24 protein-coding genes are annotated in these 23,770 nt (G+C 69.1%); 11 read left to right on the top strand and 13 right to left on the bottom strand.

Going from position 1 to position 23,770, the window contains the following annotated elements; all coding sequences use genetic code 11:
* Positions 1-7: 7 nt before the first annotated feature.
* Positions 8-1,648: a protein kinase gene (locus tag ACIBVQ_RS36480; RefSeq protein WP_399183222.1), complete on the bottom strand. Its 1,641-nt coding sequence runs from the start codon at positions 1,646-1,648 to the stop codon at positions 8-10.
* Between the two features lie 455 nt (positions 1,649-2,103).
* Between ACIBVQ_RS36480 and ACIBVQ_RS36475 the strand changes: the two genes are divergently transcribed.
* Positions 2,104-2,484: a hotdog domain-containing protein gene (locus tag ACIBVQ_RS36475; RefSeq protein ID WP_352015096.1), complete on the top strand. Its 381-nt coding sequence runs from the start codon at positions 2,104-2,106 to the stop codon at positions 2,482-2,484.
* Positions 2,485-2,513: 29 nt separating this feature from the next.
* Here ACIBVQ_RS36475 and ACIBVQ_RS36470 read toward each other — a convergent pair whose 3' ends face one another.
* The 7 genes from ACIBVQ_RS36470 to ACIBVQ_RS36440 form a co-directional block, all read right to left on the bottom strand.
* On the bottom strand, positions 2,514-2,726 hold the full coding sequence (locus tag ACIBVQ_RS36470) for a biotin/lipoyl-binding carrier protein (protein WP_352015095.1): 213 nt from the start codon (positions 2,724-2,726) through the stop codon (positions 2,514-2,516).
* Between the two features lie 49 nt (positions 2,727-2,775).
* Positions 2,776-4,107: an acetyl/propionyl/methylcrotonyl-CoA carboxylase subunit alpha gene (locus tag ACIBVQ_RS36465; protein WP_399183219.1), complete on the bottom strand. Its 1,332-nt coding sequence runs from the start codon at positions 4,105-4,107 to the stop codon at positions 2,776-2,778.
* Between the two features lie 126 nt (positions 4,108-4,233).
* The gene (locus ACIBVQ_RS36460; protein ID WP_399183217.1) at positions 4,234-5,523 is read right to left on the bottom strand and encodes an HD-GYP domain-containing protein; all 1,290 of its coding nucleotides are present in this window, start codon (positions 5,521-5,523) and stop codon (positions 4,234-4,236) included.
* Positions 5,520-6,827, bottom strand: coding sequence for an HD-GYP domain-containing protein (locus ACIBVQ_RS36455; protein ID WP_399183215.1), 1,308 nt, complete (start codon positions 6,825-6,827; stop codon positions 5,520-5,522). Before ACIBVQ_RS36455 ends, ACIBVQ_RS36460 begins: the two co-directional genes overlap by 4 nt.
* Positions 6,828-7,092: 265 nt before the next feature.
* Positions 7,093-8,037, bottom strand: a complete 945-nt coding sequence (locus ACIBVQ_RS36450; protein ID WP_352015091.1) for an NAD-dependent epimerase/dehydratase family protein — start codon at positions 8,035-8,037, stop codon at positions 7,093-7,095.
* Between the two features lie 53 nt (positions 8,038-8,090).
* On the bottom strand, positions 8,091-8,357 hold the full coding sequence (gene rsrA / locus ACIBVQ_RS36445) for a mycothiol system anti-sigma-R factor (RefSeq protein ID WP_362780414.1): 267 nt from the start codon (positions 8,355-8,357) through the stop codon (positions 8,091-8,093).
* A gap of 34 nt (positions 8,358-8,391) precedes the next feature.
* Positions 8,392-8,997 carry a sigma-70 family RNA polymerase sigma factor gene (locus ACIBVQ_RS36440; RefSeq protein WP_184720417.1) on the bottom strand — a complete coding sequence of 202 codons (606 nt, stop codon included), beginning with the start codon at positions 8,995-8,997 and terminating at the stop codon, positions 8,392-8,394.
* A 280-nt stretch (positions 8,998-9,277) separates the two neighbouring features.
* Here ACIBVQ_RS36440 and ACIBVQ_RS36435 point away from each other — a divergent pair, with 280 nt between their 5' ends.
* Entirely contained in the window at positions 9,278-10,015 is a 738-nt protein-coding gene (locus ACIBVQ_RS36435) for a methyltransferase domain-containing protein (protein ID WP_352015089.1), read from the top strand.
* 7 nt (positions 10,016-10,022) lie between these two features.
* Here ACIBVQ_RS36435 and ACIBVQ_RS36430 read toward each other — a convergent pair whose 3' ends face one another.
* Together ACIBVQ_RS36430 and ACIBVQ_RS36425 are read right to left on the bottom strand one after the other, a co-directional pair.
* Positions 10,023-10,355 carry a TraR/DksA C4-type zinc finger protein gene (locus tag ACIBVQ_RS36430; protein WP_352015088.1) on the bottom strand — a complete coding sequence of 111 codons (333 nt, stop codon included), beginning with the start codon at positions 10,353-10,355 and terminating at the stop codon, positions 10,023-10,025.
* A 191-nt stretch (positions 10,356-10,546) separates the two neighbouring features.
* Positions 10,547-11,308 (bottom strand): SOS response-associated peptidase, encoded by a 762-nt coding sequence (locus ACIBVQ_RS36425; RefSeq protein WP_362780411.1) that lies wholly within the window; start codon positions 11,306-11,308, stop codon positions 10,547-10,549.
* A gap of 60 nt (positions 11,309-11,368) precedes the next feature.
* On the opposite strand from ACIBVQ_RS36425, the gene aroA reads away from it, so the two are divergent.
* Both aroA and rsgA read left to right on the top strand, forming a co-directional pair.
* Positions 11,369-12,646, top strand: coding sequence for a 3-phosphoshikimate 1-carboxyvinyltransferase (aroA, locus tag ACIBVQ_RS36420; RefSeq protein WP_399183211.1), 1,278 nt, complete (start codon positions 11,369-11,371; stop codon positions 12,644-12,646).
* A gap of 49 nt (positions 12,647-12,695) precedes the next feature.
* Complete coding sequence (rsgA, locus tag ACIBVQ_RS36415; RefSeq protein WP_399183280.1) at positions 12,696-13,703, top strand: ribosome small subunit-dependent GTPase A; 1,008 nt, start codon at positions 12,696-12,698, stop codon at positions 13,701-13,703.
* An 11-nt stretch (positions 13,704-13,714) separates the two neighbouring features.
* On the opposite strand, the gene ACIBVQ_RS36410 is transcribed toward rsgA, so the two are convergent.
* Entirely contained in the window at positions 13,715-14,158 is a 444-nt protein-coding gene (locus ACIBVQ_RS36410; protein WP_399183209.1) for a DUF4442 domain-containing protein, read from the bottom strand.
* Positions 14,159-14,279: 121 nt separating this feature from the next.
* Here ACIBVQ_RS36410 and hisN point away from each other — a divergent pair, with 121 nt between their 5' ends.
* The 6 genes from hisN to ACIBVQ_RS36380 all read left to right on the top strand — a co-directional run bounded on the left by hisN (position 14,280) and on the right by ACIBVQ_RS36380 (position 20,005).
* A complete protein-coding gene (gene hisN, locus ACIBVQ_RS36405; RefSeq protein WP_399183207.1) occupies positions 14,280-15,083 on the top strand; it encodes a histidinol-phosphatase in 804 nt (267 codons plus the stop codon).
* Positions 15,084-15,475: 392 nt separating this feature from the next.
* The gene (pstS, locus tag ACIBVQ_RS36400) at positions 15,476-16,594 is read left to right on the top strand and encodes a phosphate ABC transporter substrate-binding protein PstS (RefSeq protein ID WP_399183205.1); all 1,119 of its coding nucleotides are present in this window, start codon (positions 15,476-15,478) and stop codon (positions 16,592-16,594) included.
* Between the two features lie 4 nt (positions 16,595-16,598).
* Entirely contained in the window at positions 16,599-17,579 is a 981-nt protein-coding gene (pstC, locus tag ACIBVQ_RS36395; protein WP_352015082.1) for a phosphate ABC transporter permease subunit PstC, read from the top strand.
* On the top strand, positions 17,576-18,466 hold the full coding sequence (gene pstA, locus ACIBVQ_RS36390) for a phosphate ABC transporter permease PstA (protein WP_352015081.1): 891 nt from the start codon (positions 17,576-17,578) through the stop codon (positions 18,464-18,466). The genes pstC and pstA overlap by 4 nt, the downstream gene beginning before the upstream one ends.
* Positions 18,467-18,484: 18 nt before the next feature.
* A complete protein-coding gene (gene pstB, locus ACIBVQ_RS36385; RefSeq protein ID WP_352015080.1) occupies positions 18,485-19,261 on the top strand; it encodes a phosphate ABC transporter ATP-binding protein PstB in 777 nt (258 codons plus the stop codon).
* A gap of 24 nt (positions 19,262-19,285) precedes the next feature.
* On the top strand, positions 19,286-20,005 hold the full coding sequence (locus ACIBVQ_RS36380) for a response regulator transcription factor (protein ID WP_352015079.1): 720 nt from the start codon (positions 19,286-19,288) through the stop codon (positions 20,003-20,005).
* Here ACIBVQ_RS36380 and ACIBVQ_RS36375 read toward each other — a convergent pair.
* The gene (locus tag ACIBVQ_RS36375) at positions 19,978-20,898 is read right to left on the bottom strand and encodes a serine hydrolase (RefSeq protein WP_399183202.1); all 921 of its coding nucleotides are present in this window, start codon (positions 20,896-20,898) and stop codon (positions 19,978-19,980) included. The genes ACIBVQ_RS36380 and ACIBVQ_RS36375 overlap by 28 nt on opposite strands.
* 256 nt (positions 20,899-21,154) lie before the next feature.
* A complete protein-coding gene (locus tag ACIBVQ_RS36370) occupies positions 21,155-22,042 on the bottom strand; it encodes a phenylalanine 4-monooxygenase (protein WP_352015077.1) in 888 nt (295 codons plus the stop codon).
* Positions 22,043-22,162: 120 nt separating this feature from the next.
* On the opposite strand from ACIBVQ_RS36370, the gene ACIBVQ_RS36365 reads away from it, so the two are divergent.
* On the top strand, positions 22,163-22,630 hold the full coding sequence (locus ACIBVQ_RS36365) for an Lrp/AsnC family transcriptional regulator (protein ID WP_399183198.1): 468 nt from the start codon (positions 22,163-22,165) through the stop codon (positions 22,628-22,630).
* Positions 22,631-23,770 lie beyond the last annotated feature (1,140 nt).

Below are 23,770 nucleotides of genomic sequence, written 5' to 3'. Positions count from 1 at the left end.
GTTCAGATCAGGAGGTGCTCGGGCTCGGGCTCGGGCTCGACGGGCAGGCGTCGTTGACCAGGGTGATGTCCACCGGCCGCTTCGCGTCCCACATGGTGCCCGCGCCGGGTCGCTGCTCGACCACCTTCATGCACTGGGTGACGTCGACGTCGGGGCCGATGCTTGAGGCCGCCTTGAAACCGGCCTTCTTGAGCACCGCCTTGGCCGCCTCCTCGTCGAGGCCCATCACGCTCGGCACCTTCTTCTTCACCACCGGCGTCGCGGTCGCGCTCGGCGAGTGAGTCGGGGACGAGGACGGTTTCGGGTCGTCAGCCGTCTTCGTCGGCTTTGCCGTTGGCTCCTCCGGCTCGTCGGATTCGGTCTCCGTCGGAGTGGGGGTCCGCGTCGGGGTGGGCTTCGGCTCGTCGTCCTGGGTGGGCCTCACCGTTGGGGCGGTCGTCTTGGACGGCCTGTGGGTGGACGGAGGCTTTGCGGCGGAGGTGCTCACGGTCGGGACCACCATGCCCTGGGCGTCCTTGGTAGGGCCGGTCTCCCCCGCGGCCATCGCGTTGATCGCGATTCCGACGAGCCCGGCGCACGCCACGCCCGCGACGGCGAACACCGCGATCGTCCCGCCCTTACGCCGTGGCTTGCGTAAAGCCCGGCGACCACGTCCGGGGACGGAGACGGCGACCTCGGTGGCCGGGCTCCGTGGCGAACTCTCCTGGGGAGGCGTGGTCGCGGGCCCCGTCATCGGCGGACCCGGCTGCGGCGCGGGCTGCCAGGCGGGCTCCTGCACCGCCGGAGGCGGAGTGCCCGCCATACCACCCTGCTGGCCGGGAGCCGCCGTGGCCTGCCTGGCGGCGGCGCTCATCGCGGCACCGCTCGGGAAACGCCGGGCCGGGTCCTTGGACAGCGCCCGCTCGACCAGTGCCCGCACCCCGGGCGGGATGTGCGGCGGCAGCGCGGGAGGCTCCTCGCGGATGTGCTTGAGCGCGATGGTGACCGGTGTGTCACCGTCGAAGGGCCGCTGCCCGGCCAGGCACTCGTAGGCGACCACCCCGAGCGCGTAGATGTCCACGGCCGGTGTGACGGGTGCGCCCTCCGCCTGCTCAGGGGCGCAGTAGGCGGCGGTGCCCAGCACCATGCCCGCGTCGGTGAGCCTGCTCGCGGCGTCCGACCTGGCGATGCCGAAGTCGGTGAGCACGAGAGTGCCGTCCGAGCGGACCAGCAGGTTTCCCGGCTTGATGTCGCGGTGAACGATGCCCTGCTCGTGTACGGCCTGCAGGGCTGAGGCCGCCTGGGCGATGAGCTCCATCGCCGCCCCCGGCGCGATGCTCCCCAGACGCGCGAGCAGCCGGTCGAGCGGCTCCCCGTCGACGAACTTCATCACCAGGTATGCCGTCGCCCCCGCGCCGGGCACCTCGTGAACCCCGTAGTCATAGACCTCGACCACTCCGGGGTGGTTGATCGTCGCCATCGCCCGGGCCTCGCCCTGGAACCGCACCAGGAAGCCCGGATCGTCGGTACGGCCGGGCAACAGCACCTTGACGGCGACCGTCCTGGCCAGGACGATGTCCTCGCCGCGCCAGACCTCGCCCATACCGCCGGCGCCGATGCGGGTATCCAGGCGATACCGCCCCGCCAGCGTCGTGCCTTGGGCCACCATGAAAATCCCCCGTAACCCTCTCCGCTCCCGCCTCAGGGCTCTCCAACAAAGCGGATTTGTATCGCGGCAACGTCACGGCGAAGTCACGAAACCCTGTGGGCCGGACAGCTTGTTAAAGGCGCGTGCCGTAGCATGGCACAAATCTCAAAATCTTTGCGGTAATTGTACAGATTGTGGCTTTACCCGCCGGGGGACGAAGCCAATTTGGCGGTCACGACCAGAAAACGGCAGGTCAGGACAGTCGCGATCAGCCGCTCAGCGAGCCGTGTTCCGAACAACGCGCCGACCAGCCACGCACAGTCACCTGAACCACCATTCGGCGGCGGCAGCGGGCGCAGTAGCGGGGCGGCTCGAAGGCACGGGCGGCGAGACAGGCCGCGTGGTCTCCCTCATCCGAAGGACGACCGCAGTGATCGCAGTAGGGGGTCACAGGATCAGACCCTATGCTGGCCCGCATGACGCTCGCTCCCGGTATGCACGCCCGGCTGCTCATCATGGTCGAGAGGAGCGACACCGCGACGAAGGTCGGCAGCGGGGACGTCCCCGTGCTGGCCACCCCGCGGCTGCTCGCCTTCGCAGAACGCGCGACCGTCCAGGCGATCGGGGACGCCCTCGGACCCGGTCAGACCTCCGTGGGGACGAAGGTCACGCTGGAACACCTGGCCGCGAGCCCGGTCGGCGCCCACGTCGAGATCAGCGCCGAGCTCACCGCGGTCGAGGGCCGTCGCCTGTCGTTCGTCTTCACCGCCCGCGACCGCGACTCCGTCGTCGCGACGGGCACGGTGGAGCGGGTGATCGTCGACCGCGAGCGTTTCCTCGCCGGTCTCACCCGCTGACCCCCGGCCGCGCCGTCCGCCCCGCGGGTCTACTCGATGACGGCGATGAGGTCGCCCTCCTGGATGACGTCGCCCTCGGCCACCTTGAGCTGGGCGATGACCCCCTCGTCCTCGGCGATGACGGGGATCTCCATCTTCATGGACTCAAGGATGACCAGGGTGTCACCGTCCTCGACGGTGTCGCCCTCGGAGACGAGGACCTTCCAGACGTTGGCCACCATCTCAGCGTGTACTTCAGCCACCGGAAACTCCTATCAATCACTGTGATTCAACTGTGCCAGACGGGATGACTCAGGCCCTCATCCGGGAGACCAGCCCGGTGTCGTAGCTCCCGTCAACGAACTCGGGGTGTTCCAGCAGCTCCGCGCAGAACGGCAGGTTGTTCTTCGGTCCCTCGACCTTGAAGTCCGCCACCGCCCCGCGGGCGCGCTCCAGGGCCTCGGCCCGGGTCTGGCCGTACACGCACAGCTTGGCCATCAGCGGGTCGTAGAACGGGGTGACCGTGTTGCCCTCGGTGTAGCCCGAGTCGACCCTGACACCCTCACCGGACGGCTCCGACCAGACGGCGATCTTGCCGGGGCCGGGGAAGAAACGCTTGGGGTCCTCGGCGTAGACCCGGAACTCGATCGCGTGGCCACGCGGGGTGGCGTCGAGGTCGGTCCGCTCACCCGCGGCGATCCGCAGCTGCTGCTCGACCAGGTCGATCCCGGTGACGAGTTCGGTCACCGGATGCTCGACCTGGAGCCTGGTGTTCATCTCCAGGAACACGAAGTCCTGCTTGTCGGCGTCGACCAGACACTCGACGGTGCCCGCACCGAGGTAACCGACCGCCTCGCCGGCCCTGACCGCGGCGGCCAGCATGCGCTCGCGCAGTTCCTGGGTGATGCCGGGGGACGGGCTCTCCTCGACGACCTTCTGGTGACGGCGCTGCACCGAGCAGTCACGCTCGCCCAGCGCGAGGACGGTGCCGTCGGTCAGGCCGAGGATCTGCACCTCGACGTGGCGGGCCCGTTCGATGTAGTGCTCAAGCAGGATGGCGGGTGTACCGCCGAAGCGGGCCGCCGCCCTCGACGCCTGTTCGAACGCCTTGGCCAGTCCCTCGGCGTCGTGGGCGACGCCCATGCCGATGCCGCCGCCGCCCCCGGCCGTCTTCACCATCAGGGGGTAGCCGATCTCCTCGGCCGCCGCGACCGCCTGCTCCAGGTCGGTGACCGGGGTACGGGTTCCCGCGGCGACGGGCACGCCCGCCTCCTCCATGAGGTTCCTGGCGTTGATCTTGTCGCCCATCCGCTCGATCGCCTCGGGAGATGGGCCGATCCAGGCAATTCCCGCCTCGGCCACGGCCCTGGCGAACGCGGCGTTCTCCGAGAAGAAGCCGTACCCGGGGTGGATCGCCTGCGCGCCCGACTCACGGGCGGCCCGCAGGACCTTCTCCGCGTCGAGGTAGCTCTGCGCCGGGTTCGCGGGCCCCAGGAGGATCGCCTCGTCGGCCTCCCTGACGAACGGCAGATCCGCGTCTGCCTCGGAATACACCGCGATGGCCCGCAGGCCCATGCGCTGGACCGTACGGATGATCCGTCGTGCGATTTCGCCGCGGTTGGCGACCAGAACGGACTCGAACACTGTGGTGGACCCCTTTCGACCGCTCCACCTTATGACCGGCTTCCCCACTCGGCCCTTCGTCTGAGCCACCGATCACGGCAACACGATCTGTAGGAAACCCACAACAGTGCGAGGAAACCGTACGGCTCAAAGTCTGTTGAGGCAGGCCAGCCTGCCGACGACGCGGGTCATGGCCTCGACGACCTCGGGGTCGTACTCCTCCCCCGCACCGAGGTGGAGCCGTTCGAGCGCCGCCCCCGCCCGGTCGCGGTCGACGGACCCGCCGACCAGGTCGTCGTAGGCGTTGGCCGCCTTGATGACACGGCTGGCCACCGGCGGGTTCTCCGCGCAGCCGTCGCACTGACGCCGCACGATCTCGGCGACGCGGTCGAGCACCCCGGTCTGGCGGATCACCTCCGCCCCGAGTTCGGCGATGCGCCTGGCCTGCTCGGGCTCGGTGAGGACCGTGGCTCCGCCGGGGATCGGGTCGCGCAGGGACAACTGCCCGATGTCGTGCATGAGCGCGGCGTACTCCAGGTCGAGCAGCTCGGGCTCGGCCATGCCCAGCTCACGGCCGGTCGCCACGGCCAGGCGGCTGACCCGGTGGGAGTGCCCCGGCTCGACGTAACCGCCGACCTCGGTCACCCGCGCCAGCGCCCTGACCGTCTGCAGGTAGGTCGCCCTGATCCCGGCGTACTTACGGAAGGCCACCTGGGTGACCAGCAGGGGCGCGGCGAAGACCAGCAGCGCGGCCATGTCCATGCTGTGCGAGGCCAGCGCGAGCAGGATGCCCGAGGCCGCAACCGCCGCCCACAGCGGAGCCGCCATCCGCAGCTCGTCCTGTACGGCGACGCCGAAGGCCGCCCGCACCTGCTCGGCCCGCAGCACGGCGGCCAACAGCACGTCGACCAGCACCATCACCAGGACGAGCAGGCCCATCACCCCGAGGGCGGGCCACCAGCCCCCCTCCGGACGTTTGGCCAGTTCGAACAGCGGACCGGCCAGCGGCCGGTAGGCCAGGGCGAGCAGGGCGCCGGTGAACAGCCTGCGCGCCATGGCGTCCGGGCTCGGCGGCCTGCCGACCGCCAGATGCGGCAGCGCACCGGCGATCATGCCGACCGTCAGCACCGCGATGACCTGCAGGGCCGTGTGCCGGGCCGGGACGCCCCCCAGATCCAGCAGCAACGTGTAGCCCAGGGCGGCGGCGGCGCCGATCGGCGCGACCTCCCTGTTGCCCGGCATCGTGAGCCTGGCCAGCTCACCCGCGGCGATCAGCGCGCCGAACCCGACGGCGACGCTGGGGGCGGTCAGGCCGGTCGCGGCCGTGTGCGCGACCCCGGCGACCGCCAGCAGACCGGCCGCGCAGATCAGCAGGAGCTGACCGGAGTCGAGCCGCCGGAACGTCCTGGTGGCCAGGGTTGTCGTGGTGCTGCTCACCGCTCGGGCACCACCTGGATGGGCATCGTCGGATCGTCGTGGTCCTTGGCGGTCGTCTCCGCCGTGTCCTCGGGGGGCGCGACGACCTTGCGCGGCGCCTGCCAGCCGTGACGGTCGACGGCCTTGGTGAAGGCGACGACCATCTCCGGGTCGAACTGAGTGCCCGCCCCCTTGCGCAGTTCGGCCATGGCCACCTCCACGGGCCGGGCGCCCCGGTAGGAGCGGTCGGAGGTCATCGAGTCGAAGGCGTCGGCGACCGCGATGATCCGGGCGAACTCCGGTATCTCCTCCCCGGCCAGCCCCATCGGGTACCCCTTTCCGTCCTGCCGCTCATGGTGGTGCATGATCCCGGCGAACGCCTCGTCGAGGAAGTCGATGCCCCGCACGATCTCCAGCCCGCGCATCGGGTGCAGCTGGATGGCGGCGTACTCCTCCTCGGTGAGCGGCCCGTCCTTCTGCAGCACCTTGGTCGGCACTCCCAGCTTGCCCACGTCGTGCAGCATCCCGGCGTAGCGAATCGCCCGCAACCTCTCGGAGCCCATGCCGATCTCCTGGGCGATCATCCCGGAGGCCAGCGAGACCCGGGTGCAGTGGCCTCGGGTGTAGTAGTCCTTGGTCTCCACCGCCTGGCACAGCGCGGCGATCGTGGCGTCGTAGGAGCGTTGCTGGGCGAGGTACTGGCCGAAGGCCCAGCGGGCGACGAAGAGCGGCAGCAGCACGAGCACCGCGGAGATCGAGTTGACCGTGGCCCACAGCCCGGCGATCAGCAGTCCGAAGGTGGCGTAACCCAGGTAGGAGACCATGAACTGGGCCAGTCCCCGCAGCGGAGGCACCTGGTCGGCCTGCCCGGTGACGACCAGGACGATCGCGATGAGGACGAAGTTGAGCGGCACGAAGACAGCCGCGGCCCCGGCGAACGGCACGATCAGGTCGTCGAACCCGGCGATGTCCGGCAGCCTGGCCCTGCCGCCGAGCCACTCGTAGGCGCAGCCCGCGGCGTAACCGCAGATGGCGAACTGGGCGCCGTTGAACAGGCGCTTGACCAGCGGCAGCCCGGGACGCACGCTGAAGACGGCCGTCATGCCGACCAGCGCGGCGCCCTGCGGCCCGACGAGCACCACGGCGGCGAGCGCGGCCGAGAAGCTGACCGAGACCGCCGCCTGCTTGACGTTGAGCAGGGTCGGCACCGACTCGCACACCAGGAACAGCAGGGCCAGCACCAGGAGGTTCGACCAGTCGAGCCACTCCAGACGATCGCTTCCCGCCACGCTGTATCCGAGCAGCGCGCACGCCACTCCGATCACAGCGACCAAATAGACCTTGGCAAACCACGGCAGTCCACGCAAAGCGGCCACCCTTGGGGTCCTACGCGCGCGTGCTCAGGTCCAGGAGATCCCCAGTCGGATGGGGGTGACCGTTTCCTTCAACATGCGCTGCCTCCATGTCGATTTCCCACTCAGGCTACAGAAGCCGAACAGGCCAAGACCGGCAGACGTGGAATCGCAAGCAAAGCGTAACCAATCCATCACCCCACGCCATCACGGACCATCCCGTACGGCTCGCACCCGGTTACGGCGCCGTACGCCTGGCCCTGGCCCAGTCGACGGTGACCTTCAGCCCGGCGGCCAGGTCCGTTCCCGGCCGCCAGCCGAGGCCCTCGAACGCCGGGGTGGGGTCGACCGCCATCGCCGGCAGGTCGCCGAGCCTGGCCGGCGCGCTGTCCGGCGCGTCGGGGGCCCCCGCCGCGGCGGCGACCAGGGAGTGCAGCGCCCGGTCCGTCGTCTCGACGCCCGTGCCCAGGTTGAACCTGCGGCCGTCGCCCTCCTGCCCGCAGGCCCGCGCGAAGCCGTCCACCACGTCGTCGACGAACACGTAGTCACGGGTCTGGGTGCCGTCGCCGTACACGACCGTGGGGGTGCCGTTGAGCAGGGCGTCGGTGAAGATGGCCACCACCCCCGCCTCCCCCTGCGGAGACTGGCGCGGACCGTAGACGTTGGCGAGCACGAGCGTGGTGTACTCGATGCCGTACAACGCCCTGAAGGTCGCCAGGTAGGTCTCCGCGCTGAGCTTGGACGCCGCGTACGGCGAGCGCGGGTCGGTGGCCGCGTCCCCGGGCACCGGGATGACGGCGGGCCTGCCGTACACGGCGACGGAGGAGGCGAGGACGACCTTCCTGGTGCCGCCTCGGTGGGCGGCGGTCAGCACCGAGGCGGTCCCTTCGACGTTCAGCCTGGCGTCGTGGACGGGGTCGGCCACGCTCTTGCGCACACTGATCTGCGCGGCCAGGTGACAGATCACCTCGGGCCTGACCTCGGCGGCCAGGCCGATCAGGGCCGGGTCGCGGATGTCCATCTCGTGCAGGGAGAAGCGCGGGCTCTCGGCCGCGGCGGCGAGGTTGCCCCGGTCTCCACCGGACAGGTCGTCGACCGCGGTGACCTCGTGGCCGTCGGCCAGCAGCCGGTCGACCAGGGTGGAACCGATGAACCCGGCCCCACCGGTGACGAGTATCCGCATGCCCAACCCCCAGGTCTCTCGTTTGGCACAGCCGTACGAGAGATCCTAAGAGGTCAGCCCCTCAGTTCGGAGCGGACCTGCTCGATCCGGCCGAGCACCTTGGCGCGCAGGTCCTCGGAGGCCTTGTCGCAGCCGCAGTGTTTGGCGATCAGCTGCTTGACCACCTGTTCGAGACCGTACTCCTCCAGGCAGGGACCGCACTCGTCCAGGTGCACGCGGATGTCGGCGCAGTTGCCCTCGTCCAGCTCGCCGTCGAGGTAGGTGTAGACCTTCTCCAGGACGTCCCGGCAGTCGGTGGCGTGGGGCTTTCCACAGCTCATGCGATCACCTCGCCACAGAAGTCGCCGTGCTCGCTCACTTCGCACCCTCCGCGGGGACCAGACCACGCTCACGGGCGTAGTCCTCAAGTTGCGTCCGCAGCTGACGCCTGCCGCGGTGGAGCCTCGACATCACGGTCCCGATGGGCGTGCCCATGATGTCGGCGATTTCCTTGTAGGGGAAGCCCTCCACGTCGGCGAGGTAGACCGCGATGCGGAACTCCTCGGGCAGGGCGGCGAGCGCCTGCTTGACGTCACTGTCGGGGAGGTGTTCGAGCGCCTCGATCTCCGCCGACTTCAGGCCGCCGGAGGTGTGCGACTCGGCCCTGGCGAGCTGCCAGTCCTCGATCTCCTCGGCGCCCGACTGCTTGGGCTCCCGCTGCTTCTTGCGGTAGCTGTTGATGAAGGTGTTGGTCAGGATGCGATACAGCCAGGCCTTGAGGTTCGTGCCTTCCTGGAACTGGTGGAAGGACGCGAAGGCCTTGGCGAAGGTCTCCTGAAGGAGGTCTTCGGCATCCGCCGGGTTCCGGGTCATCCGAAGGGCCGCGGAGTAAAGCTGGTCGAGATAGGGCATGACATCCCGTTCGAACCGCGCGCTCCGCTGCTCCAGAGTCTCCTCGTCTGTCGCAGGGACCGGACCCACCCCCTTAGTATCGCCGGAGTCCTGCTGACGCGGGACGCCGTACTGAGCGGAGAATACCCGCTCATCAGGGAATGACCGATCACCGGGGCGGACGACGGGTTCGATCAAGGCGAGCATTGGCTGGCCAACCTCCCGAAAGGATCTGTGTTGTCCGCTGCAACACCCCCGCCCGGCCATCTGTTCCCACAAGATAGAAGGTGACGAACACCCCGGTGTGGGGAAAACCATACGTACCGGTAGGTACTGGAGACCACCGGAAACCAGACGCCAGGAGCCGCTTGTGCTGCCCATCCCGGCCGAAGAGCTGAACGGCTCAGGAACGCTCGGGCCGTACTGGACCTTTTACCGAGCCGTAGCCGCCGAGCAACTGAGCCGCTGGCTGCCGGAGAGCCCCTCGACCGTCCTCGACCTGTCCGGGGGCAGGGGCCGCTGGTCCGCCCAGGCCGCCAGAGCCGGGCACCGGGTGCTGGAGGTCGTCGACTTCCGCAGGGCCGTCGAGGGACAGGCGCTGCACGACGCCTCGAAGGTCCGCCAGGTACGTGCCGACGACCTGCGCTTCCTGCCCGACGAGAGTATGGACGCCGTGCTCGCCGAGGAACGCGCGATGTCGGTCGAGCTCATGGCCGAGTCCGCGATGGGCGACGTCGCCAGAGTGCTGCGCCCCGGCGGGCGGGCCCTGGTCTGCGTCGACTCCCTGGTGCTGGGGATGGCGATCCTCGCCGAGCAGAACTACTGGGCCCACCTGCGCCAGACGGACGAGGTCATGCTCGTGCCCTGGCCGGACGGCAGCATCACCCGCTGCTTCAGCAGCGGCCAGCTCCGCGAGCTGCTCACCGGCGCGGGGCTGGAGGTCGAGTGGATACGGCCCCGCACGGTGCTGTCCCCCTCGACGGTCGACCACGTCCTGGCCTCCGACTCCAGGGCGCTCACCTGGCTGGTCAACACCGAGCTTGAGGCACACCCGGACGACGACGACACCGTCGGCATCCACCTGGTGGCCAGCGCCAGACGGGTGTGAGGAGCGTTCAGCGGCGGCGTTCGCGCCGCGACTGACACCGGACACAGCGGGCGGCCTCGGGACGCGCCTCAAGCCTGCCCTCCGGTACGGCCTGGCCGCAGTCGGCGCAGCGGCCGTAGACCCCCTCCTCCAGACGTCTGAGCGCGTCGGCGACCGCGCGGCGCTGCACGGTCGCCGCCTCCAGCATGGCCAGCGTCCGGTCGGCGTCGGTCAGGACGGATCCGGCGTCCGCGAGGGAACGTTCCCATCCGGCCAGTGGGTCCCCTCGCAGAACCCCGATGGACCGGTCGAGCTCGGCGAGCATGCTCTCCAGGCGCATGCGCACGGTCGCGGCGTCCACGAATCCGCACCTCCGCAGGGTGGGGGCGGCCTGTGAAGGGATTTCCCCGACTTCTCCCGTCAGGCGGCAAGACGATGAGGTCTGTGGGCGAACGCCCCACCGATGGCGCCATGAGGCATCGCTCCCTCAGCGGATGCCCGCTACGGAGGGTTTCCACACCGTTTACCGAGAGGTTTCCTTTCCCGGCTCTTTCAGAACAGCGCCTGACCGTCTCCTTGGTCCTCGGGGAGCGGCTCCACGAGTTCGGGACCGTTGTTGCGCACCGAGTTCACCGCGCTTGAGACGGGATAGGCCGTCAGCCCCGCCGAGGCGGCGGGCACCAGGAACTCCTCCGCCTCGGGGACGCCGGGGTCGAGCCACTGCGCCCAGCGGTCCCGCTCGATCAGCATCGGCATCCGCTCGTGGATGGCGCCCAGTTCGTCACGGGCCGTGGTGGTGACGACCGCGCAGGTCGTCAGCCAGGCGAGCGGATCGTCCTCGGCCCTGCCCTTGTCGCGCCAGAACTCGTAGATCCCCGCCATCGCCATGACCTCGCCGTCGGCGGGGTGGATGAAATAGGGCTGCTTCTTCGGCCTCTTGGCCGTCCCGCCCTCCTCAAGCACCGCCCACTCGTAGTAGCCGTCCGCGGGCAACAGGCACCTGCGCTGGGCGAACGCCCTGCGGAAGGACGGCTTCTCCGCGATCGTCTCCACCCGCGCGTTGATCATCTTCGAGCCGATCGACGGGTCCTTCGCCCAGGCCGGGACCAGTCCCCATTTGACGATCCGCAGCTGCCGTACCGCCCGGTCGCCCGGACCCTCCTTGGGCACGCGGCTGAGGATCGCGTAGACCGGCTTGGTCGGCGCGACGTTGTAGTCCGGCCCCAGGTCCTCCTCCGCGGCGCCGTCCAGTTCGACCTCGAACTCCTCAAGCAGCTCCTGCTTCGGTCGCGTGGACGCGTATCTCCCGCACATATCCCCCACCTTGCCACGCCTTCGAAGGCGCGGGCCCCTCATCCCGGTAGGCTTTTGCCCATGTCCGCTCCGCTGTGGCCCGCACCTACCGCGACCTCTCCCGTCCACGCGACCGTCTCCCTTCCCGGGTCGAAGTCCGTGACCAACCGCGCGCTGCTGCTCGCCACCCTGGCAGAGGGCCCCGGCACCGTACGGCGGGCGCTGCGCAGCCGTGACTCCGACCTCATGGCCCAGGCCCTGCGGGCGCTCGGCGCCACGATGAACCCGTCCGGCGAGAGCGCCTCAAGCTCCGACTGGACCATCACCCCCGGTCCGGTCGTCGGCGGGGCGCACATCGAGGTGGGGCTGGCGGGCACGGTGATGCGGTTCGTGCCGCCGGTGGCCGCGCTGGCCGACGGTGAGGTCTCCTTCGACGGCGACCCGCACGCGCGCAAACGCCCCATGGGGGTGATCCTGGACGCGCTGCGCGCCCTCGGCGCCCAGGTGCGCGGCGACGCGCTGCCGTTCACCGTACGCGGCCCGCTGTCCGGCGGCGAGGTCACGCTCGACGCCTCCGGCTCCTCGCAGTTCCTCTCCGGCCTGCTGCTGACCGGTGCCCGCTTCGACAAGGGCGTCACCGTACGGCACCAGGGCCCGCCCATCCCCTCACAGCCGCACATCCTGATGACCGTCTCGATGCTGCGCGAGTACGGCGTCCAGGTCGACGACTCCGAGCCCGACGTCTGGCGGGTCGAGCCCGGGCCGATCGCGGCCAGGGACTTCACCGTCGAACCCGACCTGTCGAACGCGGCGCCGTTCCTCGCCGCCGCGATGATCACGGGTGGCTCGGTCACCGTGCCGGACTGGCCGACGAACACGACACAGCCGGGTGACCAGCTCAGAAGCCTGCTGGCGGACATGGGCGCCTCGGTCGAGCACACTCCGCTCGGCCTGACGGTCACCGGCACCGGGAGCGTCCACGGCATCGAGGCCGACCTGCGTGACGTGGCCGAGCTGACCCCGACGATCGCCGCGCTGGCCGCGCTGGCCGACTCGCCCAGCCGCATCGGCGGCGTCGCCCACATCCGCGGACACGAGACCGACCGCCTGGCCGCCCTGGTCGCGGAGATCAACGGACTCGGCGGCGACGCGAACGAGACGGCGGACGGCCTGGAGATCAGGCCGCGTCCGCTCAGAGGCGGCGTCTTCCGCTCCTACGCCGACCACAGGATGGCGACCGCGGGCGCGGTGATCGGCCTGGCGGTGCCCGGTGTCGAGGTCGAGGACATCGCGACCACCGGCAAGACCCTGCCCGAGTTCGCCTCCATGTGGGCGGACATGCTGCGGGAGACGCGTTGAGGACCGGGTTCCGGGTCTTCGGGGTCATGGACGGATCGAGGCGGCGAAACTGAGAAAGCGGGAGTACGACGAGGACGACGTCAGGATCCGGCCGGGGAAGGGCTCCCGGCCCCGGACGCGGATTCGTCCTGCGCACGAGGACGCGGTCGAGGGCTTCGTGGTCGCGGTCGACCGCGGCCGATACACCTGCCTGGTCGAGCCGCCGAAGAAGGACAGCCGGATCGTCGTCGCCATGAAGGCCAGAGAGCTGGGCCGCAAGGGCATCGTGGTCGGTGACCGGGTCGCCCTGGTCGGGGACGTCTCCGGCGACTCCGACACGCTGGCCCGGGTCGTCCGCGTCGAGCCCCGCAGCTCCATGCTCCGCCGTTCCGCGGACGACACCGACAACACCGACGGCATCGAGCGTCCCGTGGTCGCCAACGCCGACCAGCTCGTGATCGTGACGGCCCTGGCGGACCCGCCGCCCCGGCCCCGCATGATCGACCGGATGCTGGTCGCGGCGTTCGACGCCGACATCGAGCCGATGCTGTGCCTCACCAAGGCCGACCTGTCCTCACCGGAGGATCTGGTCTCCCTCTACGCCCCGCTGGGCGTGCCGTACGTGGTGCTGCACAAGGGCGGTCCTCTCGACGAGGTCAGGCATCGCCTCCTCGACCGGGTCAGCGTGCTGGTCGGCCATTCGGGCGTGGGCAAGTCGACCCTGGTCAACGCCCTGGTCCCGGACGCCAACCGGGCCGTCTCCCACGTCAACGCGGTGACCGGCCGGGGCCGCCACACCTCGACCTCGGCCGTCGCCCTTGAGCTCCCCGAGGGCGGGTGGATCATCGACACGCCCGGCGTGCGCAGCTTCGGGCTGGCGCACGTGTCCGTCGAGACCGTCCTGGCGGGCTTCCCCGACCTGGTCGAGGGCACCGTCGAGTGCCCGAAGGGCTGCAGTCACCTGGGCGAGGAGTGCGCCCTCGACGCCTGGGTCGAGGCGGGCCACGCCGACCCCGCCCGGCTCGTCTCGCTGCGCCGCCTGCTCGCCAGCCGCGAGGGCGCCGCCGACGACGACTGATCCCGTACGGCTCAGCGGTTGGGACGCAGGGTCCAGGTGACGGTCACCTCGCAGACCGGCGTGCCGTCGGCCGTGCTGACGGTGACCGCGACCTCGAACTCAGGGCGCTCCCCCGCGTCCAACCTGGCCACGACCTCCTCCCTGGAGGCCGAAAGGCGCGCCTCGGCGACAACCTCGCCCATCGCCAGCTTCACGTAGCGGACCGCGGCGCCGACGGCCAGCGGGGTGGCCCGGGTCAACTGGTCGCCGAAGGCCGACAGCATCGCGGCGCCGGAGGCGGACTCGGCGAGGGTGAACAGCGCTCCCGCGTGCGGGCCGCCCACGTGGTTGCGCAGGTCGGGACGGTCGGGCATCCGCGCGACCGCGATTCCGTGCCCGACCCTGTCGAAGGTGATGTCCAGCGTCCGTGCGAACGGAACGCTCTGCAGCATGAAGGCACCCACGTCGAACGTCATGACCGCATGCTACTCGCGGGTAACACCCGATGTTCCCGACCATTCGCATGACGCGCCGCAATCCCCCCGCATCTTCCTCCACCTCCTATAACCGACCGGCGACGCGATAGCGTGGCCCAACGTGACGGACTACAACGACGACCTACGCCTGGCACACGTCCTGGCCGACGCCGCCGACGACCTGACCATGCGCCGCTTCAAGGCCGTGGACCTGAAGGTCGAGACCAAGCCGGACCTCACGCCGGTGAGCGACGCCGACCGGGCGGTCGAGGAGGTCATCCGCAACACACTCGGCCGGGCCCGCCCGCGTGACGCGGTGATCGGTGAGGAGTTCGGCAGCACCGGGAACGGCTCCCGTTCCTGGATCGTCGACCCGATCGACGGCACCAAGAACTACGTGCGGGGCGTCCCCATCTGGGCCACGCTCATCGCCCTGATGGACCAGGGCAGGGTCGTCGTCGGACTGGTCTCCGCCCCCGCGCTCGGCCGGCGCTGGTGGGCCGCCCACGGCAGCGGCGCCTGGACGGGCAAGAGCCTCACCAAGGCCACCCGTTGCCAGGTCTCCTCGGTCTCCCGTCTCGACGACGCCTCCTTCTCCTACTCCAGCTTCGGCGGGTGGGAGGAGGCGGGCAGACTCCCCGAGTTCCTCGACCTGAACAGGGCGGTCTGGCGCAGCCGCGCCTACGGCGACTTCTGGTCACACATGCTGGTCGCCGAGGGGGCGGTCGACCTGTCCGCCGAGCCGGAACTGTCCCCCTGGGACATCGCGGCGCTGACGGTGATCGTCGAGGAGGCCGGCGGCATCTGGACGGACCTGTCCGGAGCCTCCGGCCTGAACGGCGGCAGCCTGGTGTGCAGCAACGGCCTCCTGCACGCCGAGGCCCTCAAGCGCCTCGGCGGCGGCCCGCTCACCCTGCCCATGTGACGCCGCCTGCGGGGTTTCGGCCCCGCAGGCCAAGCCATTCGAAGAGACCGTTTCCAGGCCCCCGGTGAACCCACCCGGTACGGCCGGGCGCCCCGGCATTCGCTCGATGATCACCGGCCGTTCACCTGATGGGCCGTTCGATCGTTCACGACCTCCCGGGAACCGTTCAATCCGGTTAGGCCCCGTCTGGGCAGTTCAGCACACCCATATCCTGGTGTCCGGCGGGTATGCCACCGGCAACCGCACCCGGAGAGCGCTCCAAGTCCGGCCCAAGGGATCGCCACGACAGCGACCGGATGCATTCATTTTGCGTTCATCTTTCTACCGGTTTTGAGTCACCTTGCCTCCCTACTCTCCTGAACGTTGAAGGACTTAGTGGGAGGAACCCAACCGTGAAGTATGCAGGCCGGCTCGCCGCGGTCACCCTTGTTGGCGCGCTCTCGCTCGCTGCGTGCGGCACCGATAACAACGGCGGCTCCGCCAACAGCTCCACACCGGCCACCGACGCCTCGTCGGCCGGATCGGGCTCCGGTGGCCTCAGCGGCACGATCAACGCCGCCGGCTCCTCGGCCCAGGCCAACGCCATCGACGAGTGGAAGAAGAACTTCCAGCAGGCGAACTCGGGGGTCAGCCTCAACTACCAGCCCAGCGGCTCCGGCGCCGGCATCCAGGCCTTCATCCAGGGCACGGTCTCGTTCGCGGGTTCCGACTCGGCCCTCAAGGACGACAAGGGCGAGCCCGCCCAGGCCGACGCCCGTTGCAAGACCGGCAAGGCGATCAACCTCCCCATGGTGATCGGCCCCGTGGCCGTGGTCTACAACCTGCCCGGTGTGGACAACCTGCAGCTCTCGCCCAAGACCATCGGTGACATCTTCAACAGCAAGATCACCAAGTGGGACGACGCGGCGATCAAGAAGGACAACCCCGACGCCAAGCTCCCCTCGACGGCGATCCAGGCCTTCCACCGCTCGGAGGAGTCGGGCACCAGCGACAACTTCACCAAGTTCCTGTCCAAGACCGCCGACTGGCCGTACGAGCCCGCCAAGGCGTGGCCCGCCGAGGCCAAGGGCCAGGGCGCCAAGGGCTCCGACGGCATCGCGCAGGCGGTCAAGACCGGTGTCGGCGCGATCAGCTACGTCGAGCTCTCCTTCGCCGAGAACTCCGGCCTGTCCAAGGCCAAGGTCGCCAACGGCTCCGGCGAGTTCGTCGAGCTGACCCCGGAGAGCGCGGGCAAGACGGTCGAGGCCGCCGAGATCACCGGCCAGGGCAACGACCTGAAGCTGAGCATCGACTACGCGACCAAGGCCGCAGGCGCCTACCCGATCGTCCTGGTGACCTATGAGATCACCTGCGAGAAGGGTCTCCCCGAGGACCAGTCCAAGCTCGTCAAGGCCTTCCTGACCTACACCGCCAGCGACGAGGGCCAGCAGGCGCTGACCAACCTCGGCTACGCCCCGCTGCCTGCGACGCTGGTCGCCAAGGTCCGCACCGCCGTCGAGGCGATCTCCTAAGTTGATGGCCACGTCACTTCGTACTCGCGACGGCGGGCCGGCCACCGGCCGGCCCGCCTCGCGGCGCAGCCGAGGTGAGACCCCCTTCCGATACGCCTCGACGGGTGCCGGAATCCTCCTGCTGGCGATCATGGCGGCCATCGCCGTCTTCCTGATCGTCGAGGCGGTTCCCGCCCTCCAGGCCAACCAAGGAAGCTTCCTGGGGACCCTCACCTGGACGCCGAACAACACCGAGCCGTCCTTCGGTATCGCGGCCCTGGCGTTCGGCACCCTGCTCAGCTCGCTCCTCGCCCTGGTCATGGCCGTGCCCGTGGCCGTCGGGGTCGCGCTGTTCATCTCCCACTACGCTCCCCGCCGTCTGGCCGGCGTCCTGGGCTACGTCATCGACCTGCTCGCCGCCGTACCCAGCGTCATCTACGGCCTGTGGGGCGTCATCTTCCTCGTCCCGCTCGTCCAGGGGCCCTACGAGTTCATCAACGAGTACCTCGGGTTCATCCCGCTGTTCGGCGGCGAATCGGTCGGCGGCCACTCGATCATGACCGCCTCGATCATCCTTGCGATCATGATTCTGCCGATCATCGCGGCGATCTCCCGGGAGGTCTTCCTCCAGGTGCCGCGGATGCACGAGGAGGCGGCGCTGGCCCTCGGCGCGACCCGCTGGGAGGTCGTCAAGACCGCGGTGCTGCCCTTCGGACGACCCGGCGTCATCAGCGCCTCCATGCTCGGCCTCGGCCGCGCCATGGGCGAGACCATCGCCGTCGCCCTCATCTTCCCCGCGACGTTCGGCATCAACTTCCACATCCTCGCTCCCGAGGGCAACAGCATCGCCGCCAACATCGCCAACGGGTTCGCCGAGGCGGGTCCGGTCGGCCGCGGAGCGCTGATCGCCTCCGGTCTGGTGCTGTTCATCATCACGCTGCTGGTCAACACGGCGGCACGCCTGATCGTCGCCCGCCGCAAGGAGTTCTCCGGAGCAGCCGCATGACCGCGATCCAGCACGCGCCCGCGATCCGGCGCATCTCCGCAGGCAGACGCGCCAAGGACAAGATCGTCCATGGGCTCGTCTACCTGTCGTTCGCCATCGCCGTCGTACCGCTGCTCTCCGTCCTCTGGCTGGTGCTCAGCAACGGCTTCGCCAGGCTCAACATGGAGTTCCTGACCCACTCGATGCGCAACGTCGGGGCCAGGGACGCGGGCGGCGGCGCCTACCACGCCATCATCGGCACCCTTGAGCAGGTCCTGCTGGCGTCGGTCATCTCGATCCCCATCGGCCTGCTCACCGCGATCTACCTCGTCGAGTACGGCAGAGGCGGACGACTGAGCCGGGCGATCAGCTTCTTCGTCGACGTCATGACCGGCATCCCCTCCGTGGTCTCCGGCCTGTTCATCCTGGCCTTCTGGATCCTGGCCCTGGGGATGCCCTTCTCCGGTTTCGCGGGCGCCCTCGCCCTGTCGATCCTGATGATGCCGACCGTGGTGCGCTCCGCCGAGGAGATGCTCCTGCTGGTCCCCAACGACCTGCGCGAGGCCTCGTACGCGCTGGGCGTGCCCAAGTGGCGGACGATCGTCAAGGTCGTCCTGCCGACCGCGTTCACCGGCATCGTGACCGGCGTCATGCTGGCCATCGCCCGTGTCGCGGGTGAGACGGCGCCTCTGCTGCTCACCGTCTTCTTCACCGACTCCATCAACACCGACCCCTTCAACGGGCCGCAGATGGGGTTGCCGCTCTATGTGTTCGACCAATCGGCCCGTCCCACCGACGTCGCCATTGACCGGGCGTGGGCCGGAGCGCTCACGCTCATTCTGATCGTCATGCTGCTCAACCTGGTGGCGCGCCTCATCGGCTGGTGGCGCTCGCCCGCCAGACGATAGGAAGGAGGAACGTCGCAGATGAGCCAGCAGATCCAGGTTTCAAGCCTCGACGCGTACTACGGAAAGCACAAGGCGATCGAGGACATCTCGATGACGATCGAGCCTCAGTCGATCACCGCCTTCATCGGCCCCTCCGGATGTGGCAAGTCCACCTTCCTGCGGACGCTGAACCGCATGCACGAGGTCATCCCCGGCGCCCGCGTCGACGGCAAGGTCCTGCTCGACGGCGAGGACCTCTACGCCCCCGACGTCGAGCCTGTCTCGGTGCGCCGCATGATCGGCATGGTCTTCCAGCGCCCCAACCCGTTCCCCACGATGTCGATCTACGAGAACGTGGCGGCCGGCCTCAAGCTCAACGGCGGATACGCCAAGTCCGAGATGGACGGCATCGTCGAGACCTCGCTGAAGGGATCGAACCTCTGGAACGAGGTCAAGGACCGTCTGAACAAGCCGGGAGCGGGCCTGTCCGGCGGTCAGCAGCAGCGCCTGTGCATCGCCAGGGCCATCGCGGTCAAGCCCGAGGTCCTGCTGATGGACGAGCCCTGCTCCGCCCTCGACCCGATCTCCACCCTGGCGATCGAGGACCTGATGTCCGAGCTGAAGAGCCAGTTCACGATCATCATCGTGACGCACAACATGCAGCAGGCCGCCCGGGTCAGCGACCGTACCGCGTTCTTCAACCTCGCAGGTCAGGGCCAGCCTGGCCGAGTGATCGAGATGGACGACACGTCCCGCATCTTCACCAACCCCAGCCAGAAAGCGACCGAGGACTACATCACCGGCCGCTTCGGATAAACCAACCCCATAAGGAGGACCCGGGTGATCCAGCCGCAGACGGCACCCGAGGTGAGCGGGGACACCCGGACAGCGCCCCTGCTGCTGGTGGCGGATCCGGAATCGGCTCTGGTCCAGGGTCTGGCCAACGCCCTCGAACGCGAGGGAATCGAGGTCATGGGCGTCGCCGACGGCGCCCAGGCCCTGTTGCAGGCCGGGGCGCTCCAACCCGACGTGGTACTCGTCAGCGCCTCACTGCCGGTCATCGGCGCGGTGGAGTTCATCCGCGCGGTACGGCTGACGCGGGCGGTACCCGTCCTGCTGGGCGTGGGAGACAACCACGCCGAACAGGCCGTCCAGGCACTCTCGGCCGGCGCCACCGCCTGTGTGGCCCGGCCGTACCGCGTGCCTGAACTCCTTCCTCTGGTACAGGCCGCCTTCTCCGGAGAGTCTGGCATGCGCCGTACGCTTGTGGTGGGCAACGTGGAACTCGACGTCAACGCCTACCAGGTCAAGGTCAGCGGGCGGACCGTCCATCTGCCCCTGCGGGAGTTCGAACTGCTGCACTACCTGATGCGCAACGCGCATCGCACGGTGACCCGGGAGCAGATAATGCGCCACGTCTGGAACTCCACGGACACCACCTCGACCAACACCATCGCGGTGCACGTCAAACGACTGCGGGCCCGCCTCGGCGACACCGACGACCAGCTGATCCAGACCGTCAGGGGCGTCGGTTACCGGCTGGTCGACAAGGCCGCCTGATCCTCGGCGCCGGTCGGTGGACGACCGGCGCCGTTCGCGCACTCTCCACCGCGGAAGGCCGCCAGCACACGCCTGGCCGTCCCCTCGGCCACCGCGATACCCGCGTCCTTACTCGGCCCGTCCTCGGTGAGTACGGCGACGGCGTAGTCATGACCGGGCTCCCGGATCAGGCCGACGCTGGCGACGGCCCAGAGCCTGTTGGCCACGTGGTGCAGCCAGCCGTTCTTCAACGCGACCCGGCCTCCGTCGCAGACCGCGGCGCTGATCCCCCACGCCTGCCTGGCGACCACCTTCCGCATCAACCCGAGCACCTGTTCACGGTCCCCTTCCGGCAGCAGGTCCCGGTGCCCGGCCAGGATTCCGACAAGCCTGACCTGGTCCTCCGCGACGGTCTGCGTGATGCCCCAGCAGTACAGCCCCGCGCACCGGCCCGGTGGAGCGTAGGTGGCGCCGAGCCCGAACCTCCGGTTCGCCCGCGCCAGACCGTCCTGTAGCCCGATGCGCTCGTAGAGCCGGTCGGCCGCCGCGTTGTCGCTGATGCGGATCATCCTCTCCGCGTCCCGCCTGGTCCGCGCGTCCAGCTCGCGCCAGGGCGTGTCGAGCAGCAGCGCCATCAGGATGTCGACCTTCGAGACGCTGGCGGTCGGCAACCGCAGATCACCGTGGTAGACGTACGAGCGGCCGGTGCTGAGATCGCGCGCCGCGGCGGCGACCCGGACGCCACGCCCCGAGAGGAACCGGTCGAGCCTCCGGGTGAGCCTTGAGGCGACGACCTTCGGCGAGGCCGCCGTCCTCCTCGGCTCCTCCTTTGGCGCCTCCCCCGAAGGCGCCGGTTCCTCCGTCGGAACGGGCGACCGCGACATGGGAAAGGCCTTGGCGGACGTCACGCCCACGGGCGCGCACCCCCATGTCAGCCCGGTTGTCAGCACGGCGACCGTCACGGCGGCTCGGCGTGTCATCCTCGTCGTCAGATCGGGGCTTCCCCAGTCCATGATCGAGGTCTATCCCACCGGACGAGGACGGAAGCCGGCGCGGGCAAACCCAGCCCGAAGAGTGGACAAGTCCTTGATCAGCGAGCGGGCCCGGCCTCCAGCCCTTCCGTCTTCAGATGGCGGCCTACGGTGAGGATCGCCGCTGAGAGGCCGTCCCTCAGCGGGCGTCGGCTACCAGCCTGGCGATGGACTCGTCGTCACATGTGGCCCAGAATTCTCCGACCACGTCCTCAAGGTGGTCCAGAGAGTCAGCCCGGAAGAGAACATCCTGATATTTCGTGATGTCGTACTGAGTGGTGCCCATACGGGCGACGTCCAACGGCCGGATGTCCATCCCGCGGAACTCCTCGATCTCCCCGTAGGAGGACAGGATGCCCGCGCCGTACGCCCGTAGCTCACCCTGGTCGGTCATCACGCCGAACTCCAGGGTGAACCAGAAGACCTTCGAGATGAACTCCAGCGCCGCGTCGCTCTCGACTCGACGCGCCGCGCCACCCGCCAGGCGGTACAGCCTCGCGTAACGGTCGGAGGCCAGCGAGTTGGCGTGTCCGATCACCTCGTGGATCACGTCAGGTTCCGGCGTGTAGAGCGGTGTCGAGTGGTGCCGGATGTACTGCGTCGAGTGGAAGAACCCCTCGGCCAGCACACCGTAGAACTCACGCAGCGGCACCAACCCCGCGGCGGGGATGTAACGGAAGCCGGTGAGCGGATACAGCAGCTCGCTGACCTCCTGGAGCTGCGGAATCCTCTCGCGGGGCAGACCGAGCCTCTCGACGGCGTTCAGATACTCCGCCGTGGCGTACACGCGGTGCTTGGTCGCCAGCTCACGGCTGACCAGCGTCCACACCTCGTGCTCCTGCGGGGTGTACTCGGCCGTCGGAATGGGCGTACCCGGCACGTAGTCGACCGCCAGCGCCGCGATGGCGTTGCGCCGAGCACGATAGACGGGGTCGGCGAACCCGGGGTGACTGGCGGCCAGCTCGACCTCCACCGTGCCGTCGTCACGGGTCGCCACCGGTGCGAAGTACTGTGCTTCTTCGAACATACATAAAATGACAGCAATCCCAAGAAACGTTGGCAAGAGAGAGCAGTTTTGCTACTCGATCCGCGCAAGATCGCATGGCCAGACCTACCTATGACTGGTCATATCGCCTAGTCTGATGCGGTGTCCATAGACGACCTTGACAGTCGCCTCCTGGTGACGATGCGAGCCAACCCCCGGATAGGCCTCACCGAGCTGGCCCGCCTGCTCGGTGTCGCCAGAGGCACGGTCCAAGCCCGCGTCGAGAAACTCCTCAACCGCGGTGTGATCGCCGACTTCGGCCCAACCGTCACCCCCGAGGGAGTCGGCTACCCCATTCTGGCCTTCGTCTCCCTGCAGATCGCCCAGGGACGGCTGGCCGAGGCCGTAGAGGCCCTACGCCCCCTCCCAGAGATCCTTGAGGTGTACGGAACCAGCGGCCAGGCCGACCTGCTCTGCCGCGTCGTCGCGCGGAGCACACCCGACCTCCAGGAGATCATCGCCCGGATTCTGGCCTCGCCGGCAGTGCAACGCACCGACACGACGATCGCCCTGTCCGTCCAGGTCCCCTACCGAATCGAGCCGCTGCTCCACACCGCGCCGAACAACTGATCACCGGACCACTGCCTTTCACGAAGGCCATGATCGCCCGGCTGTTGAGGCCGTCAGGCGAGTATCGCCCCTTCGACCGCACCCAACCCACCGTCACCCACTGTCCCCAAAACCTTGACTCCCTTCGCACCCAACCCTTCCCCCAAGGCCTTGGCTCCCCTCCCCCTGCCCCACGGCCCTGTGCGTCCCTTCACCACGCCTTCAGAGAAGGTACGGCTCGCTCCCGACACGATGCCGCGACCGTAGGGGCCGTCGGGCACCGGTCGCCGGAGGAGCGGCCCTTCGGCCTTCTCCGGCCCCCGACCCGGGACCTCACCGTCCACAACCAGGGCCGTCCACGACCAGGGCCAACAGGATCGACCTGACCACCCCGTGGACCCCCACCGGCAGACAACACCACCCCCAAGGCCACTGCCGAAGGCCGCTGCCGAACCAGAAAAGCAACAGCCCCGACCGCGAAGCCACCCCGCACCAGAGAAAGGGACGGCCCCCGCCTCCCTCAAACACCCACACCCCGGGGCCAGACACCAACAAAAAGGGGCAGCCGCCAGCCACCCCCAACCCCAAACGCGCCCAACACCCCGCCTGGAACGCAACCCCGCCCACCACAACACCCCTGGAAGACCGGATGAAGCCGACCGGACGAGCGGTAACCGTCCTGTCCGGCGAACTCCACGCCCTCCCACCCCGCTCCTGAAACAAAAAAAGGGGCGGCTTTCGCCACCCCTAACCCCCAGACACCCCCGCCCGGAACACAACCCCACCCACACCAAACACCCCCGGAACCCCCGGGCACGCCCCGGAGCCAGGGGCAAAAGGGGGCAACCCCCGCTACCCCTCAAACACCCCCGTACTTCCAGGCCGGGCACAAACTCCCGGGCCGGGCACAAACAAAAAAAGGGGCAGCCGCCGGCCACCCCGCACCCCAGACACCCCCACCCAGGGGACACCCCCAACAGCCAAACACAAACAAAAAAAGGGGGGGCGGCCCACCCCCACCCCCACACACCCACCCCACAACAACAAAAAAAAGGGGGGCCACCCCAAAAGGATGACCCCCCACAAAGATTGTCCGGCGGCGACCTACTCTCCCACACCGTCCCCGGTGCAGTACCATCGGCGCTGAAGAGCTTAACTTCC

The organism is Streptosporangium sp. NPDC049376 (assembly GCF_044466505.1).
Lineage (GTDB): Bacteria > Actinomycetota > Actinomycetes > Streptosporangiales > Streptosporangiaceae > Streptosporangium.
This window is presented reverse-complemented; position numbering and strand designations above follow the sequence as displayed.